The sequence below is a fragment of the Nocardia sp. NPDC051911 genome (genome assembly GCF_040681035.1).
Classification (GTDB): Bacteria; Actinomycetota; Actinomycetes; order Mycobacteriales; family Mycobacteriaceae; genus Nocardia; species Nocardia sichangensis.
The window spans coordinates 117,088-133,581 of sequence record NZ_JBFAXY010000009.1 but is presented as its reverse complement, the minus strand read 5'-3'; the positions used below and the strand labels follow the sequence as shown (position 1 = coordinate 133,581).

The window sequence follows — 16,494 nt, the reverse complement described above, 5'->3', positions numbered from 1 at the left end:
GGCGGGCGCCCCCGCTCAGATCCGGTAGACGCGACGCGCGTTGGCGGTGGTGATCTCGGCCAGTTCCAGCGGATCCTGCTCGCGCACCTCGGCCAGTGCCCGCACGGTGTACGGCAGGCAATACGGCTCGTTCGGCGCTCCGCGGAACGGATGCGGGGTCAGATACGGCGCGTCCGTCTCGACCAAAATCTGGTCGTCGGGCACCACCTTGGCCGCCTCGCGCAGTTCGTGCGCGTTCTTGAAGCTCACCGTCCCGGAGAAGCTCAGGATGTAGCCCTCGGCCACGCACGACAGGGCCATGTTCGTGTCCGAGGAGAAGCAGTGGAAGATCACCCGCTCCGGCGGACCCTCGTCCAGCAGCACGGTCAGCAGGTCGTGGTCGGCCTCGCGGTTGTGGATCATCAGCGGCTTGCGCACCCGCTTGGCCAGGTCGATGTGCCAGCGGAAGCCCTCGATCTGGGTCTCGACGTCGGCGCAGCCGTCCAGCTTGCCCGGCCAGTAGTAGTCCAGGCCGGTCTCGCCGACAGCGACCACCCTCGGGTCGTCGGCCAAGCGCTCGAGCTCGGCCTTCGCCTCGTCGTCGAGCGCGTTCGCCCTGGTCGGATGCAGCGCGACGGCGGCGAACACCCGATCGTCCCAGTGCGCGGCCCGCACCGCCCACCGCGCGGCGTCCAGATCGTCGGCGACGGTGACCACCCGGCCGACCCCGACCGAGGCGGCCCGGTCGACGATCGCGACGGTCGACGCCGCGTCGGTCGCGCCGCAGGCGTCCAGGTGGGTGTGCGCGTCCACGATCGGCGACAGCGGCTCGGGCAGCTCCGGCGCGGAACGCTTCGCGCTCATCGGCGGCCACCCCGCGGCGCGGACGCGGGAACCCGCGAATCGGCGAGGGGCATATTCACGCGAGCGGAAGAATGCACGCGCATTACAGTAGACACACCATGAGCGAAGTCGACCGCCCCGCCTTCTACATCACCACGGCCATCGCCTATCCGAACGGCGCGCCGCATATCGGGCATGCGTACGAGTACATCTCGGCCGACGCCATCGCCCGCTTCAAGCGCCTCGACGGCTACGACGTCTTCTTCATGACCGGCACCGACGAGCACGGCCAGAAGATGCAGCAGGCCGCGGTCGCCGAGGGCATCCCGGTGGAAGAGCTCGCGGCTCGCAACTCCGACGTGTTCGAGGCGCTGGACAAGACGCTCGACATCTCCTTCGACCGGTTCATCCGCACCACCGACGCCGACCACCAGGCCGCCAGCGTCGCCATCTGGGAGCGGATGCTGGCCAACGGCGACATCTACCTCGGCAACTACTCCGGTTGGTACTCGGTGCGGGACGAGGCGTTCTACACCGACGAGGAGACCACGGTGCTGGAGGACGGCACCCGCATCTCCACCGACTCCAAGACGCCGGTCACCTGGACCGAGGAGTCGAACTACTTCTTCCGGCTGTCGGCCTACCAGGACAAGTTGCTGGCGCTCTACGACGAGCATCCGGAATTCATCGCGCCGGCGACCCGGCGCAACGAGATCGTCAGCTACGTCAAGGCGGGTCTGAAGGACCTGTCCATCTCGCGCACCACCTTCGACTGGGGCGTGCCGGTGCCCGACCATCCCGACCACGTCATGTACGTGTGGGTGGACGCGCTCACCAACTACCTCACCGGCGTCGGCTTCCCGGACACCTCCTCCGCCGCCTTCGGCAAGTATTGGCCCGCCGACGTGCACATCATCGGCAAGGACATCACACGCTTCCACACGGTGTACTGGCCCGCGTTCCTGCTCTCGGCCGGAGTGGAGCTGCCGAAACGCGTATTCGTGCACGGATTCCTGTACAACAAGGGCGAGAAGATGTCCAAGTCGGTCGGCAACGTGGTCGACCCGCTAGAGCTGGTCGACGACTACGGCTTGGACGCGGTGCGGTTCTTCCTGCTGCGTGAGATCTCCTACGGCCAAGACGGCAGCTACAGCCACGAGGCCATCGTGAGCCGGATCAACAGCGACCTGGCCAACGAGTTCGGCAACCTGGTGCAGCGCAGCACCAAGCTGGTCGCGCGCGACTGCGGCGGCGTGGTGCCGACACCCGGCGAGTTCACCGACGACGACCGCGCCCTGCTGGATCTGGCGGGCGGTCTGCTGGAGCGCTGCCGGGCCGAATTCGACGCCCAGCAGATGCATTTGGCGCTGGAGGCGATCTGGCTGACCCTGGGCGAGACGAACCGGTACTTCTCCGCGCAGGCGCCGTGGGCGCTGGCGAAGTCGGGCACCCCGGAGGATCTCGCTCGCGAGGCCACCGTGCTGTACGTGACGCTGGAGGTGCTGCGCATCGTCGCGATCCTGGTGCAGCCGGTGCTGCCGGGGTCGGCGGGCCGTATCCTCGACCAGCTGGGGCAGCGGAGCCGGACGTTCGCGGACATCGCGACGCCGATCGAGCCCGGGTTGGCGTTGCCCGCGCCGGAACCGGTGTTCCCGAAGTACGTCGAACCGAAGGACTGACCGCCTCCCGCCTGCCGTAACGGTAAGGCGCACAACACTTTAGCGGTGTTCCACGGCGACATGCCCACGAGTGGATCCACCTGCCTTCCCGCCGTGGAATGTGTTGTCGGATAATGAAACACCGGTTCGCGGCCTGGCGACGCCCCGGACCGTGTGCGATCGGTACGACGACGTTCCGTTCGGAATCGGTTCCGGCACAGAGAGGGCACACATGGGCCAGCAGCACGCGACGGCATCCGTTCACCGGTCCGGTTTCGCCGAGCGGCATCGGGCGGCACGCGAAGCCGTGCTCACGTCGCAGCGCGGCAGGCTGGTCGAGGCGATGGTGGAGTCCGTCGACAACAAGGGATACCCGGCCACCACCCTCACCGACATCGTTGCCAGGGCGAGGGTTTCGCGGACGACCTTCTACGACCACTTCGCGAACAAAGAGGAGTGCTTCGCCGAGGCGGTGCACACCGGCGTCGACATCATGGCGACCCGGATCGTGGACGAACTCGCCCAGCTGCCGCCGGACGCCGACGCCTACGCGAAGATCGAGTCCATCGTGGTCACCTTCTGCCAGACCGTCGCCACCGAGCCCGATTTCGCCCGATTGGTGCTCGTGGAGTCGTTCAAGGTGAACCAGGAGGCCGTCGGCTACCGCGACTTGGCCGTCGACCGATTCGCCCAGCTGTACCGGGTGTTCTACGACCAGGCGCGGGCGGCGGACCCGACGCTCCCCGAACTGTCCGACGGGCTGATCGCCCTGATCCCGGACGCGATCGGCGAGCGCACGCGGCGGGTCATCGTCTCGGACGGACCCGCGCGCGTGCCGGATCTGGCGCCGCTGTTCGTCCAGTTCGTCATGAGCGCGCTGGGGCTTCCCGTTCCCTCCTGAAGGCACGGCGACCGTCACCGGGATGGCGTCCTCGCGCTACCCGACGCACCGCCGCCCCACCGGTCACCCGGTGGGGCTCGGGCACCGTCGTCGCGGCGACCGGATACCGCTCACACAGCTGTTCCGCGATGTCACTTCCAGGGGTCGAGCAGGGTATTGATCTCCTTGGTCAGCGCGGCCTGCAGGAACGGACCGAAGGTGATCCGCGCGACGCCCTGGTCGGCGAGGGCGGCCTTGTCGGCCTGATCCGGGAGGACGGTCGCGCTGATCGGCAGCGGCAGCTCGCCGGTCAGGCGGCGCATGTCGGCGTCGGCGTGGCGGCCCACCGGGAACAGCACGTCCGCACCCGCCTCGGCGGCCAGCCGCAGCCGCTCGATGGCGCGGTCCACCCGGTCGGCCTCGTCTCCGTCCTGGCGCAGGAGCAGGTCGGTGCGCGCGTTGATCACCAGGTGCACACCCGTCGCGTCGGCGGCCTTGCGCAGTCCGTGCACGAGGTCGGCGTGTTCCTGGCCCGTGCGCAGGCGCTTGCCCTCGCTGTGCACGGTGTCCTCGATGTTCAGTCCGATCGCCCCTGCCTCGAGCAGGCCCTCGACCAGCCGCGCGGGCTCCTGTCCGTAGCCGGACTCGATGTCGACCGACACCGGGACTTCCACCGCCGCCGTGATCTGCCGTACCCGGGTCAGCGACTCGTCGAACGTCATCCCTTCGCCGTCCGAGCGGCCGATCGAATCGGCCAGCGGATGACTGCCCACCGTCAAGGCCGGAAAGCCCGCCGCCACGGCGACTTTCGCGGACCAGGCATCCCACACCGTCGGGAAGACGCCCGGATCACCCGGCACGTGCAACCCGAGAAACGTCGTGGCCTTGCTCTCCAGAGAAGTCATACCGATGATCATGCCCGCCACCCAGCTTCGGGTCGACCACCCGCGCGGAGCGAACCGCACAGCCGAAGTCGCGGTCGGCTAGGAAGTGCGGCGCGCGGCGAGAACCGCGTCGTAGAGCTCGCGACGCGACACGGCGTGGGCGGCGGCGACCTCGGCGCAGGCGTCTTTGAGGCGCAGGCCCGCCGCGGTTCGGGATTCCACGGCGTCCACCAGGTCCGCTGGATCGGCGGCGGCGGGCTGGGCGCCCGCGAGCACCACGGTGATCTCGCCGCGTGCGCCATCGACGGCCCACTCGGCCAGTTCAGCCAGGGTCCCCCGGATCACTTCCTCGTAGGTCTTGGTCAGCTCCCGGCAGACGGCGGCGCGGCGGTCCGAGCCGAGGATCTCGACCGCGTCGGCCAGGCAGTCGGCGAGCCGATGCGGCGCCTCGAAGAAGACGCAGGCGCGTGGTTCGGTGGCCAAGGTACGCAACCATTCCCGGCGCTGGCCGGATTTGCGCGGCGGGAATCCGTCGAAGCAGAACCGCTCCACCGGCAGGGCCGACAGTGCCAGCGCCGTGGTCACCGCCGAGGGTCCGGGCAGGCAGGTCACCGGCAGATCCCGCTCGACGCACGCCGCCACCATGCGGTAGCCGGGATCGCTCACCGACGGCATGCCCGCGTCGGTCACCAGCAGCACCGTACGGCCGTCGGCGATCTCGTCGAGCAGCATCGGAATCCGGGCGGTCTCGACGTGATCGTAGAAACTGATCACCCGGCCGGAGATCTCGACGCCGAGCGCCTTGGCCAGCGCCCTGGTGCGGCGGGTGTCTTCGGCGGCGACGACATCGGCCGTCGCCAGCGCTTCGCGCAGGCGCTGCGAGGCATCGCCGACATCACCCATCGGCGTCGCCGCGAGCACCAGCCCGCCCGCCGTCTCGTAAGCCACCGCACTCCTGTCCGCATCACGTATCCGGCGACAACCGCCAACCCGCAGCCTATCCACCGACGCCACCGGCCCCAGCAGATACCGGCGGCAACGAGGTTCGGCCGCACCGGCGGAAGCAATCCCGCATGCCTTCGAGACGAATCTCACTCACGCCGGCAGCCGACCGCGAATCCGCCGGGCTCGTTCTCGACACGTACAGCCGATCTCGTGAGCACATGGGTAACTCACCGGGTACGCCCAAAACTACAGCGGCACTCACGCGGGACCTGAACGCGAATCCCGAACCACCCAACTAGTACGGCCTGAAGACCCGGAGAGGCGGAGGAGCATACGATCGGGGCGTGACCCAGGTGACCGACCAGCGCGCGACCGCACGGTTCGGAACCGTGCCATCCTGGTCGAGCCCGGGGCCGCTGCGGCCGCCACGCGACTTCGGGCCGACCGACCGCGCGCGCGGCTGGCTGGTGACCGCGTTCCTCACCGCGATCGCGGCGGTGACGCGCTTCACCATGCTCAACTACCCGACCGACGCGGGCACCCCCGTGTTCGACGAGAAGCACTACGCTCCGCAGGCTTGGCAGATGCTCACCGGCGGCTGGGTGGAGGACAACCCCGGCTACGGGCTGGTGGTGCATCCCCCGGTCGGCAAGCAGTTCATCGCGATCGGCGAGGCGATGTTCGGCTACAACGGCTGGGGCTGGCGTTTCACCGCCGCGCTCGCCGGAACGGTGCTGGTGCTGCTGGTGATCCGGATCACCCGGCGGATGACACGCTCCACCCTGATCGGCGCGATCGCGGGCATCCTGCTGATCGCCGACGGGCTGACCTTCGTCTCCTCGCGCATCGGCATGCTCGACATCTTCATGGCGTTGTTCGTCACCGCCGCCTTCGGCTGCCTGATCGTCGACCGCGACGAGGTGCGTGCTCGGTGCGCGCGCGCCGACGCGGAGGGCCGGATCGGCGTGACCGACTGGGGACCGCGCCTCGGGGTGCGCTGGTGGCGCTTCGGCGCGGGCCTGCTGCTCGGGCTGGCCTGCGGAACCAAATGGTCCGGAATCTATTTCATCGCCGCCTTCGGCTTGATGAGCGTCTACTTCGACCTCTCGGCGCGGCGGCTCTACGGGGTACGCCGTCCGTGGCTCGGGGTCGCGCTGCGGGACATCGGGCCCGCGCTGTACGCGCTGGTGCTCGTGCCGCTCGGCATCTATCTGGCCAGCTACTGGGCCTGGTTCGCGAGCGAGACCGGCGTGTACCGGTACATGCCCGGCAATCCGTCCGCGCCGACGGACCCGATCGGCACCGGAGGATTCTGGTCGCATGTGGTGCCGGGCGCGCTGCGTTCGCTCTGGTACTTCAACGCCAGGTCGCTGGAATTCCACACCGAACTGACCAATTCGGCGGGCAACCATCACCCTTGGGAATCCAAGCCGTGGACCTGGCCCATGGGCCTGCGCCCGATGCTGTACTACTACGCAGACAGCGGCGTCACCGGTTGCGGGCAGACCCAGTGCGTGAAGGCCGTGATGCTGATCGGCACGCCCGCCATTTGGTGGGTGGCTTTTCCGGTGCTGGCCTGGATGCTGTGGCGCGCGGTGGTCCGTCGCGACTGGCGCCACGGCGCGGTGCTGGTGGGCTACGGCGCCGCGCTGCTGCCCTGGTTCGCCACCCTCGACCGGCAGATGTACTACTTCTACGCCGTCCCGATGGCTCCGTTCCTGGTGATGGGCGTGGCGCTGGTGCTCGGCGACGTGCTGGGCCCCGCGCACCCCAGCACCATCCCGCGCAGCCCCGCCGGGATCTACCTGCCCACCCCGCCGAACGAACGGCGCAGCCTCGGACTACTCGCGGTCTGCCTCTACCTGGGCCTGGTGATCGCCAACTTCATCTGGCTGTGGCCGATTCTCACCGCGCTACCGATCACCCCGGGCAACTGGCACGACCACCTCTGGCTCCCCAGCTGGAGATAAGAGGTCAGGCCTCGAGTGCCGCCTGCACATAGCGCAGGGCGGTGGCGTCGTCCAAGCCCAATCTGCGCACCGTCGCGACGTAGGCGGTGGCCGCGCGACCTGCCACGTCGCGGGTCGGGTCTCCCGAGGAGGCGATGAACGAACCCTGCCTGCCCCGGGTTTCGACCACGCCGTCCGCCTCCAGCTCGCGGTAGGCGCGTGCCACCGTGTTGGGGGCGAGGCCGAGTTGAGCCGCAAGGGCGCGGACGGTCGGGATCTTGGTTCCTGCGGTCAGTTCGCCAGAACGCACCTGGGCGATGATGCCGAGGCGTAGCTGCTCGTAGGGCGGCACAGTCGAGTCGTGCGAGACGGTGATGGTGAACATGCCCGCGCTCACAACTCGTCGCGGGACAGCGGGCAGGACAGGCAACGCGGGCCGCCCCGGCCGGAGCCGAGTTCGGAGCCGGGGATGCGCAGCACCTCGATGCCTTCGTCCTCCAGCCTGGCGTTGGTCATCTCATTGCGCTCGTAGGCGACCACCACGCCGGGCGCGAGCGCGAGGGTGTTGTTGCCGTCGTCCCACTGTTCCCGTTCGGCGGTGACGCCGTCCAGTCCCGTGTCGATCACCCGCAGCTTGCCGATGCCCATCGCCTCGGCGGCCGCGGGCAGGAACGGGTCGGGACCGCTGATGCCGACCCGGCCGCTGCCGAGCCGTCCGCCGTAGTCGTCGGCCTTGCGGATGGTGAAGGCGCACAGCGATTCGCGCACCGCCGGATACATCACGACGGCGTCCGCGTCGACCATGGTGCACACCGTGTCCAGGTGCATCGTCGCGCGGGTTTGCGCGATCGGCACGACGAGCACGGTGTGCGCGAGGTCATCGTCGAACAGGCTGCGCGCCAAGGCTTCCGCGCCGGCGGGCGAGGTGCGCTCGCCGACGCCCACCGCGACCACGCCCTCCGAAAGCAGCAGCACGTCGCCCCCTTCGATCGGCGCGGTGTGCGATTCGTACGCCCGGCGCACCCCGAGGAAACGCGGATGGAACGCGTAGATGAGATCGGTCAGCGAGGTCTCCCGGCTGCGGGCGGGCAGCGCGAGGGAGGTGATCGCCACGCGCGGACCGACCCAGAACGAGGAATCCCTGGTGAACAGCAGATTGGGCAGCGGATCGATGACGAAGTCGCCGCCGTGGTGCATGCGGCGCACCAGCGAGGTGGCGTCGGGCCCGAACGGCAACTCGTCGAAGGTCATCCCCGCCATGAGGATGTCGGCCAGTTCCCCTGCGGGCACGCCGCGCAGGAAGGCGGCCAGTTCGTCGGCCAGCGTGTGTCCGAGCCTGCGCGCGTCTACGGCGGCCGAGATGCCCTGGATCCGGGCGGCGCCGCTGACCTGGATGGTCTCGGCGAGCAGGTCCGACAGCAGCAGCACCTCGGTGCCGCGGCCACGCAGCACTTCGGCGAACGCGTCGTGCTCCTGCTGCGCGCGCTCCACCCACGGGATGCCGTCGAACAACAGCTGATCGTTGTTGCGCGGGGTCAGCCTGCGCAGCTCGTTGCCCGGCCGGTGCAGCAGCACCGTACGCAGCGTGCCGACTTCGGACGTCACGGCCAAACGCGCACCCTCCCGCGCGGACACAGCATCTGCTCCCATGATCGAACCGTAGTGCGCCGCGGCCGGAAGAGCACGGAAATCCCGGCTTCGGCGTGCGGATCGGTGCGCGATCGCCGAATCCGGTCCCAGCACACCCTAACCTCAAGTATTGTTGAGGTGATTGGGAGGAGCGTGCATGTCGACAGCAGCCGATTGGCGGGCGAAGGAGCTGACCCCCGGGCAGCTCTCCGAGCGTAGTGGAGTCGCGGTCTCCGCGTTGCACTTCTACGAACGCGAAGGGCTCATCACGAGCAGACGCACCAGCGGGAATCAGCGCAGATATGCCCGCGAGACCTTGCGCCGCGTCGCGTTCATCCGCATCTCCCAGCGCGTCGGCATACCGCTGAGCGAGATCAGGGCGGCCCTCGATCAACTACCGGAAGGCCGCACGCCCACCCGGCGCGATTGGGAGACCTTGTCCACCACGTGGCGCGCCGACCTGGACGACCGGATCACCCAGCTGATCCGATTGCGCGACAGCCTCACCGGCTGCATCGGCTGCGGCTGCCTGTCCCTCGGCACCTGCCGCTTGGTCAACGAGCACGACCGGCTCGGCGCCGAAGGTCCCGGCGCGCGCGTGCTCGACGTGCAGCTCAATTGCCCGTCGAAGCCAGCAGCCTGCTGAACCGGGCGCTGGTGCGCCGCATCGCGAACTCGTAGGGAAAGGCGAACTTGCGCTTCCACCAGTAACCGAAGCGGATGTCGAACGAGCTGTAGATCAGGAACCGGTTGCGTTCGATCCCGCGCAGGATCGCCGTCGCCACCCGCTCCGGCGGCACCGCGTGCTCGGTGAACGCGGCGGTGAGCCGCTTGATCTTCGGGTCCTCTTTGTTCACTCCGACCAGCTCGACGCTGCGCACCAGCGGCGTGTTCACCGCGCCGGGCGCCACCAGATGCACCGTGATGCCGTGTTGCGCCAGATCCACCCGCAACACCTCGGATACGCCGCGGATGCCGAATTTGCCCGCGCTGTAAGCCGCGTGCCAGGGCAGCGCGAGCAGGCCCGCCGCCGACGACACGTTCACCAGCGCGCCGCCCTTGCCCGCGCGCACCATGGGCGGCACGAAGGTCTCGATGACGTGGATCGGCCCCATCAGGTTGACCTCCACCATGCGCCGCCAGTGCTGGTGCTCCAGGTTCTCCACGGTCCCCCAGACCGACGTGCCCGCGATGTTCATGACGACGTCCAGGCTGCCGAGTTCGGCGTGCGCCCGGTCGGCGAAGGCGCGCACCGCGTCGTAGTCGGTGATGTCCAGCGCTTGCGCCAGAGCCACACGTCCGCCCGCGGCTCGGATGTCCGTCACCGTGGCGTCCAGGCCCTCGGCATTGACATCGGTGAGCACCAGTTCGCCGCCGTCCGCGGCGGCGGCCAGCGCGGTGGACCGGCCGATGCCGCTCGCCGCGCCCGTGACCAGAACCTTCGCATCGCGCACCGTCGTTCGACCCGCTCGCCCGCGACCTCTACCCAGCACTGCGCATCCCATCTCGAATCGCCGAATCGGTTCCCCGCAGGGTAGTCCAGTCGGCGGCCGCCGACCGGGACGCCGCTAACGACCCAGAACCGCGAGCATGCCCGCGACGGCTCGCGGCCAGGTGAATTGCTCGGCCCGGCTGCGCGCGGCGCTGCGCCTGCGGGCCTGCGGCATGGCCAGCACGTCGCTGACCGCCCGCGCGAACGCGGACGGATGGTCGGCGGCCACCGCGCCGCAGTCGGCGGTCACGATGTCGGCCAGCGCGGAGGATCGGCTCGCCACCACGGGCGTGCCCGCCGCGAGCGCTTCCAGCGCCGCGAGGCCGAAAGTCTCGTGCGGACCGGGCGCCAGCGAGACATCCGCCGTGGCGAGCAGTTTGGCGACCATCGCGCGCTCGGCGATGAAGCCGGTGAAGTGCACGGCGGGCACCCCGCCAGGCAGCGGGGCCAGCGTGCGGGCCCGCCGCTGCAACGCGTCGCGGCGCGGGCCGTCCCCGGCGACGATCAATCGCGCCTCGATACCCGCCGCCCGCAACGCGCCGACCGCCTCGATGCTGCGATCCACCCGCTTCTCGACCGACAACCGGCCGCAGTGCACCAGCAGCGGATGACCCGGCACCCCCAGATCGGCGCGCAGCCTGCGATCGCGCCGGTGCGGGTTGAACAGATCGAGATCGACGCCGAGCGGGACCAGCTCCACGTTCCGCGCGTCGATGCGCAGGAACTCCTCGCGAGCGAAGCTGGTGGTGCACACGACGATGTCGTAGTCGGTGGCGGTGTGCCGGTTGGCCACATCGGCGCAGCGCCGCGCCACCGGGCCGGGCAGTACCTGCCCCAGCAGCCGGTCGAGCCGCTCGTGCGAGATCATCACGCCTGCCACGTCGCGCCGCCGCGCCCAGCGGCCGAATCCGCGCAGCGTCAGCCGGTCGGAGACCTCGAGCACGTCGGGCCGCAATCCGTCCAGGACGTCGGCCACCCGGCGTGGATCCGCGGCACGGTAACCCCCGGTCCACGGAATGGCCAACGCGGGCAGTGTGATCCGTACGACGCCGGTGGGCAGGATCTCCTCGGACCGGCGCGGGCCCGGCACGATCAGTACCACATCGTGTCCCGCGGCGACGTAACCCTCGCCCAGATGGTGCAGCGCCGTGCGCAGCCCACCCGACCGCGGGCCGTAGAAGTTCGCAAGCTGAACTATGCGCACGTGGCCGATCGTGCAGCGGATCGGGTTACCCGCGCCCAACGGTGCGTGAACGGCCGTGAAAGAACCGGATAACCGGCGGCTGTCGCGGTGATCTCAGTGCGCGGGCAGCCCGCGCCCGGCCCGCGGAAGATCGAGATCAAGCGGGATCCGGCCCGCGGTGAGGTGCGTCTCGACCTGCTCGGCGGGCATCGGCTTCGCGATCAGAAAGCCTTGCGCGCGGTAGCAGCCGAGGCCGACCAAGGTGCGCGCGGCGACCGCCGTCTCGACGCCTTCCCCGACGACGCCCAGCCCGAACGAGCCGGCCAGGCCGATGATGGATTTCACGATTGCCAGATCGTCGGTGCTGGCGCCGAGGCGCTGCACGAAACCCCGATCGATCTTCACCGCGTCCACCGGCAGCGCCTTCAGATGCGACAGCGAGCTGTAGCCGGTGCCGAAATCGTCGATGGCGATCTGCACGCCCATCCGCTTGAGTCCGCGCAGCGTGACCTGGGTCCGGGCCAGGTCCTGGACCACGACGTGCTCGGTGATCTCCAGGCACACCGAGCTGCCGTCGATGCCGAACAGGCGCAGGATGTCCTCGATGCGCTCGACGAAATCGAGGCTCACCAACTGCACCGGCGACACGTTGATCCGCATCACGACGTTGCCCGCCAGACCGCGCCTGCGCCATTCGGCGAATTGCGCGCACGCCGACCGGATCACCCAGCGGCCGAGTTCGCCAGCCAGGTTGGTGGCCTCGGCGACGGTGACGAACGCGGCGGGCGGCAGCAATCCCCTGGTCGGGTGCAGCCAGCGAACCAGCGCCTCCAACGCCACGATGCGGCCCGTGCGCAGATCCACCTCGGGTTGGTAGTGCAGCAGCAGCGAGCCGTCCGACACCGCGCCGCGCAGGTTGAGCTCCACGTCGTCTTGGAGTTCGAATTGCGCGCGCATGGTGTCGGTGAACACCGCGACGCCGTTGCCGCCGCCCGATTTCGCCGACAACAACGCGTGATCGGCGCGGCGCAGCACGTCGGCGACCGTCGTCTCACCGGGGAAGCCGAGCGCGACGCCGACGCTGGCGCCCCGGCTGACCGACTCGCCGCCGACGGTGACGCGCCGCGCGATCAACTGCTGGATGCGGTTCGCCTCGTACTCGGCGGCCACCGCGTCCATCGGCTTGGCGGGAACGATGACGAATTCGTCGCCGCCCAGTCGGGCGATCATGTCGTTCGGGTCCAGGTTCTCCCGCAGGCGCGTCGACAAGGTGCGGATGAAGTTGTCCCCTGCGGTGTGACCGAGGAAATCGTTGAGTGCTTTCAAGCGGTCCAGGTCGAGGAAGAAAGCGGCCACCGGGCCGGGGCTTCCCGCGCGTAATCGCTCCTCCATGTGCTCGAGCAGCGCGCGCCGGTTGGCCAGGCCGGTCAAGTCGTCGTGCAGCGCGATGTATCGGAGACGTTCCTCCGCGACCACCCGCGCTTGCAGTTGCGCGAACAGCGCCGCGATGGCTTTGAGCACGTTGAGTTCGCGATTGCTCCACTCCCGATCGCCCGACTTGACGAACCCGAGCACACCGGTCGGCTCGCCACGCGACATCAGCGGTACCGCCGCCGAGGTCACCCCGACGATGCCGGAACCACGGCGCACGGTCTCCTGGTAGTCGGCGAATTCCGGCGTCGGGCGCGCGACCATCGGCTCGGTCGCGTTCTCCAGGGCGCGGAACACCGGGTCGGCGCCGTCGAAGTAGATCACGCCGAGCGGATCGGGATCCGGAATGTTCTGCCGGTGCGGCCACTCGGCGATGAGCACGGTTGCCCGGCGTTCGCGGTCGGTGTGCCGCACGTAGCTGAAATCCACGTCGAAGTACTCGACCAGTTGCGCGAGCACGCGTTCGGTGGCGGCGACCATGGTCGTGGCGTCCACACCCATGAGCTCAGAGGCGACCTGGGTCACCAACGAGTCGAGTGTCCGCCGTGGCACATTGTCTCCGATCGCGCTAACTACTGGTGTCCACACCGAGCACCGGACGCCGCCTGCTGCGTACGGTGGCGGCGGAGGCGTAGCTCAGGCGAAGCACCAACGCCATGGTCTCATGCTCGGGCACTTCCAGCAGGTCCAGGAAACGGCCCTGAAGTGACGTTAGTGTATCCGTGAAGTCGGGGGAAATCGCTGCAAGTTCCGCATGGCGTCGGGCGTAGAGGTATACCGGGGAAATCGGCTGCACGCACAATCCGAGGCGCTCGGCCCGCACCCAAACCCGCGCGACCGCCGCGCCCGCCGCCGCGTAGTCGGTCAATCGAGGGTCGGCCGCGTCGAATGTCACGGCCAGAATGGCGGAGCTGGACCGCACCCGGTCACCGGTGTATTTCCCCAGCGCCGCTCCACCCGACCAGGACCGCAACTGCGCCATGACGTCGGCGCGGGTGGTGATCTGGAATGCCGCCCATTCGTCGTCGGTCAGTTCCAGGCTGCGCGCATCGATTCCGGTCTCCGGCGTGTCGTCCGCCCAACGGACTTCGGCGAGCATTTCCTCGTATAAGCGGGGCGTGAGATAGCGGACCCGATCGGAATCCCCCAGCAACCTCGCAGCTTCCTCAATGTCCTCCCGTTCCACGACGGCGCGCACATGCGCACCGGCCGCTTCGGCGGCCGCCGTGAGCGCGTCGAGTACGCCGTCTGCCAGCGGGGCCCCGGTGCCGACCCTGCGGTTGGTCTCGCGTCGCAGAACGGCGGGATAGTCGGCCGCCAGCTCGGCACTGCGATCGTTCCCCAGCCGCAAGCGGGCGACGAGACGACCGGACCCCGGCGCTCCTTCGACGAACTCGTGCGGGCCGAGGATTCCGTGCGCGGCCGCGGCGACCCGCGCGTTGTAGACGGCCGCGCCGAGTGCGACGGCGCTGCCGCGATAGCCGATGTCCATCGCCGTGCTGCACTCGGGCGCCAGCTCGATGGCGATGTGCTCCGCGCCGGCCCGCAACGACCAAGGCTGCATGTTTCCCCCGGATGGAGCCCGTTGCGCGCAGGCGAGGACGCTTGCGATGGGCCCGGTGACGGACTCGGGCGGCGCATCGGCCCACACCGGCTCGTCGTTCGGCGGCGGGTCGGCCAGCTCGTCGAGATGCCGTTCCACATCGATCCGGACGCGACCGGAATCCAGCTTCAGCCCCAGTCCGATGCGCCGCACGGCGGCGGCCACGCTCGCGGCGCCGAGGCCGACGTCACCGGCCAGCTGCGGCCAGCTGTTCACCGTCTCGCCGACTTCGACCAGGCTCGCGCCCAGCCGCGGCGACAGCCCGGAGGCGCCGAGCAGCTTCACCACGTACGGCGCCTTCTCCCGCGAGGTCAGTCCCCGCAAATCCCGGGCGCTGACCTCGCCGAGTAATCCGTGGAACGCGGGACGACGGGCTTCGAGATCGAAACGCTCGACGTCCAGCAAACCACGGTCACTGGTTTCCATCAGTACGGGAATGCGATGCCGGGCCGCCGCCTCGCGAATCACGAGTTTCATATCGAGCGAATCGCATTCCTCGACCACGATCGCGAGTCCGTCCAGGAATTCGTCCACCGAATTCTCGTCGACCCCGGCCGCGAAGATCTGCACCGGGAGATAAGGGTCCAACTCGGCGATACGGCGTGCGGTTACCACCGCTTTGTTGACGCCGATGTCGAACAGCGTCCCGGCCACCCGGTTGAGATTCGACAACTCGATATCGTCCAGGTCCGCCAAGCGCAATCCGCCGCAAACGCCCTCCATGGCGAGCAGATGCGCGATCGCGTGCCCGGCGCTTTGTCCCACGATCCCGATCGTGCGTTCGGCCAAAAGGTCCTGTTCGGCTCTGGTCAGTTTGTTCCGATTACGATCCAGCCGGATCATCCGGAAAGTACGCGGCCCCGGCAATCCGACCACCGCGGCGCGCCACGGATAATAGATCCAGCGATCCGCTTCGTGCCCCTCCGGAATATCGGGCGCGGCAACCATTCTGCTGTATTCGGCGCGCAACGACGCACGCAGATCGAGGATTTCGATGCGCGGGTCGGCGCGCAGCGCGGCGAGTATCCGCGCGTCCTCCGGATCGGCGGGGTCGATGATCAGCGGCCGGTGGTCCGCCGCTCGGCTCCGGTCATCGCCCATGTCCGCGCCGGCCCTCCGTCGGCCGCCCGATCCCGCATCGCACATCGGGCGTACGCGCGGTCGACAGGCCGAGCGCGTCCTGTTCGCGCTGGGTCAGGGATCGCTGCGCTTCCTCGGCTGAGGCGGCATAGCTCCGGGTATCCCACCACAGCGGAACCGTTCGGTAGCGCTCGTCCGGATACGGCACCGCGGGAATGCGCTCGGCCGCAACCGCACCGCACGCCTCGTGGCGGGCCACGGTGAAGGAGGCCACAGTCGCGAAGCCGTAGCGGGCGCCGAGCAGGCGCGCGCCGTGCAGCACGGTGCGCGAGATCGCCGCGCTGAGTTCGCCCCGGTTGGCGGCATCGCGAGCGACCCACGCGCCTTTGGCCTCGATCACGCCCTGCGGTATCCGGTCGGCGATCATCTGCCGCAAGTCGTCCGCGCCCGGCTGACCGGCCCATTCGACCAGCGCGTGCGCCTGCCGCGCGTCGGTGTACGGACCTTGCATCCGCACCCCGGCGACCATGTCGCCGTCGGCGTCGAGCGCGGCGAAGAACAGCGCCGATGACGCACCGTCGGCGACCGTTTCGTATTCGAGCGCGTGTTCGACTCCGAAATGCCGGTAAACGGCACACGCCCCGTGCAGATACCGGTCCCAGAGTTCCGGCTGCACGCCCGGTTCGGAGACAAAGAACGCACACTCGGATTGCGCGTCGTAATACCGTCGCACTCCCCGCCCACGGGAGTTCCTCGGCACGACTGCAATCAGATCCACAGTCATGTTGTTCCTACTCCATCGCCGCGCTGCCATGCGCGATAGTCCAGCCCGATGCAGCCCTCCGCGGCCCCGAGCCGAGACGAAGTTGCCCAGGGCAGTATCCGTCATCGGACAGGAATTGACCAGCCGTCCGGTTAATCTTCCGAAAACTCTGTGG

The 16,494-nt window shown here is 69.0% G+C and carries 14 protein-coding genes; 4 read left to right on the top strand and 10 right to left on the bottom strand.

Translation table 11 applies throughout. The annotated features are described in order from the left end of the window. Nucleotides 1-15: 15 nt before the first annotated feature. Complete coding sequence (locus AB0L97_RS13810; protein WP_364428885.1) at nt 16-843, bottom strand: TatD family hydrolase; 828 nt, start codon at nt 841-843, stop codon at nt 16-18. Between the two features lie 71 nt (nt 844-914). On the opposite strand from AB0L97_RS13810, the gene metG reads away from it, so the two are divergent. Both metG and AB0L97_RS13800 read left to right on the top strand, forming a co-directional pair. Then, complete coding sequence (gene metG / locus AB0L97_RS13805; protein WP_364428882.1) at nt 915-2,501, top strand: methionine--tRNA ligase; 1,587 nt, start codon at nt 915-917, stop codon at nt 2,499-2,501. A gap of 211 nt (nt 2,502-2,712) precedes the next feature. Continuing rightward, a complete protein-coding gene (locus tag AB0L97_RS13800; RefSeq protein WP_355074553.1) occupies nt 2,713-3,381 on the top strand; it encodes a TetR/AcrR family transcriptional regulator in 669 nt (222 codons plus the stop codon). A 131-nt stretch (nt 3,382-3,512) separates the two neighbouring features. Here the strand turns inward: AB0L97_RS13800 and AB0L97_RS13795 are convergent, their stop codons facing one another. Both AB0L97_RS13795 and rsmI read right to left on the bottom strand, forming a co-directional pair. After that, nucleotides 3,513-4,265 carry an isocitrate lyase/phosphoenolpyruvate mutase family protein gene (locus AB0L97_RS13795; protein WP_364428878.1) on the bottom strand — a complete coding sequence of 251 codons (753 nt, stop codon included), beginning with the start codon at nt 4,263-4,265 and terminating at the stop codon, nt 3,513-3,515. A gap of 78 nt (nt 4,266-4,343) precedes the next feature. After that, nucleotides 4,344-5,192: a 16S rRNA (cytidine(1402)-2'-O)-methyltransferase gene (rsmI, locus tag AB0L97_RS13790; protein ID WP_364428875.1), complete on the bottom strand. Its 849-nt coding sequence runs from the start codon at nt 5,190-5,192 to the stop codon at nt 4,344-4,346. A 350-nt stretch (nt 5,193-5,542) separates the two neighbouring features. Between rsmI and AB0L97_RS13785 the strand changes: the two genes are divergently transcribed. Continuing rightward, nucleotides 5,543-7,159 carry a phospholipid carrier-dependent glycosyltransferase gene (locus AB0L97_RS13785; protein ID WP_364429116.1) on the top strand — a complete coding sequence of 539 codons (1,617 nt, stop codon included), beginning with the start codon at nt 5,543-5,545 and terminating at the stop codon, nt 7,157-7,159. A gap of 4 nt (nt 7,160-7,163) precedes the next feature. Here the strand turns inward: AB0L97_RS13785 and AB0L97_RS13780 are convergent, their stop codons facing one another. Both AB0L97_RS13780 and arcA read right to left on the bottom strand, forming a co-directional pair. Beyond that, nucleotides 7,164-7,523 (bottom strand): GntR family transcriptional regulator, encoded by a 360-nt coding sequence (locus AB0L97_RS13780; RefSeq protein WP_355074559.1) that lies wholly within the window; start codon nt 7,521-7,523, stop codon nt 7,164-7,166. A gap of 8 nt (nt 7,524-7,531) precedes the next feature. Beyond that, nucleotides 7,532-8,788 carry an arginine deiminase gene (arcA, locus tag AB0L97_RS13775; RefSeq protein ID WP_355074561.1) on the bottom strand — a complete coding sequence of 419 codons (1,257 nt, stop codon included), beginning with the start codon at nt 8,786-8,788 and terminating at the stop codon, nt 7,532-7,534. A 136-nt stretch (nt 8,789-8,924) separates the two neighbouring features. On the opposite strand from arcA, the gene soxR reads away from it, so the two are divergent. Further along, on the top strand, nt 8,925-9,413 hold the full coding sequence (gene soxR / locus AB0L97_RS13770) for a redox-sensitive transcriptional activator SoxR (protein ID WP_067795363.1): 489 nt from the start codon (nt 8,925-8,927) through the stop codon (nt 9,411-9,413). Here soxR and AB0L97_RS13765 read toward each other — a convergent pair. The 5 genes from AB0L97_RS13765 to AB0L97_RS13745 form a co-directional block, all read right to left on the bottom strand. Further along, the gene (locus AB0L97_RS13765; protein ID WP_364428868.1) at nt 9,382-10,272 is read right to left on the bottom strand and encodes an SDR family oxidoreductase; all 891 of its coding nucleotides are present in this window, start codon (nt 10,270-10,272) and stop codon (nt 9,382-9,384) included. The two genes, soxR and AB0L97_RS13765, sit on opposite strands and share 32 nt — an antisense overlap. 63 nt (nt 10,273-10,335) lie before the next feature. Then, on the bottom strand, nt 10,336-11,463 hold the full coding sequence (locus tag AB0L97_RS13760; protein WP_364428865.1) for a glycosyltransferase: 1,128 nt from the start codon (nt 11,461-11,463) through the stop codon (nt 10,336-10,338). Between the two features lie 93 nt (nt 11,464-11,556). Continuing rightward, nucleotides 11,557-13,374, bottom strand: a complete 1,818-nt coding sequence (locus AB0L97_RS13755; protein ID WP_355075033.1) for an EAL domain-containing protein — start codon at nt 13,372-13,374, stop codon at nt 11,557-11,559. A 67-nt stretch (nt 13,375-13,441) separates the two neighbouring features. Beyond that, on the bottom strand, nt 13,442-15,577 hold the full coding sequence (locus AB0L97_RS13750) for an Rv1355c family protein (protein ID WP_364428862.1): 2,136 nt from the start codon (nt 15,575-15,577) through the stop codon (nt 13,442-13,444). Then, complete coding sequence (locus tag AB0L97_RS13745) at nt 15,567-16,340, bottom strand: hypothetical protein (protein ID WP_355074568.1); 774 nt, start codon at nt 16,338-16,340, stop codon at nt 15,567-15,569. Before AB0L97_RS13745 ends, AB0L97_RS13750 begins: the two co-directional genes overlap by 11 nt. Nucleotides 16,341-16,494: the final 154 nt, after the last annotated feature.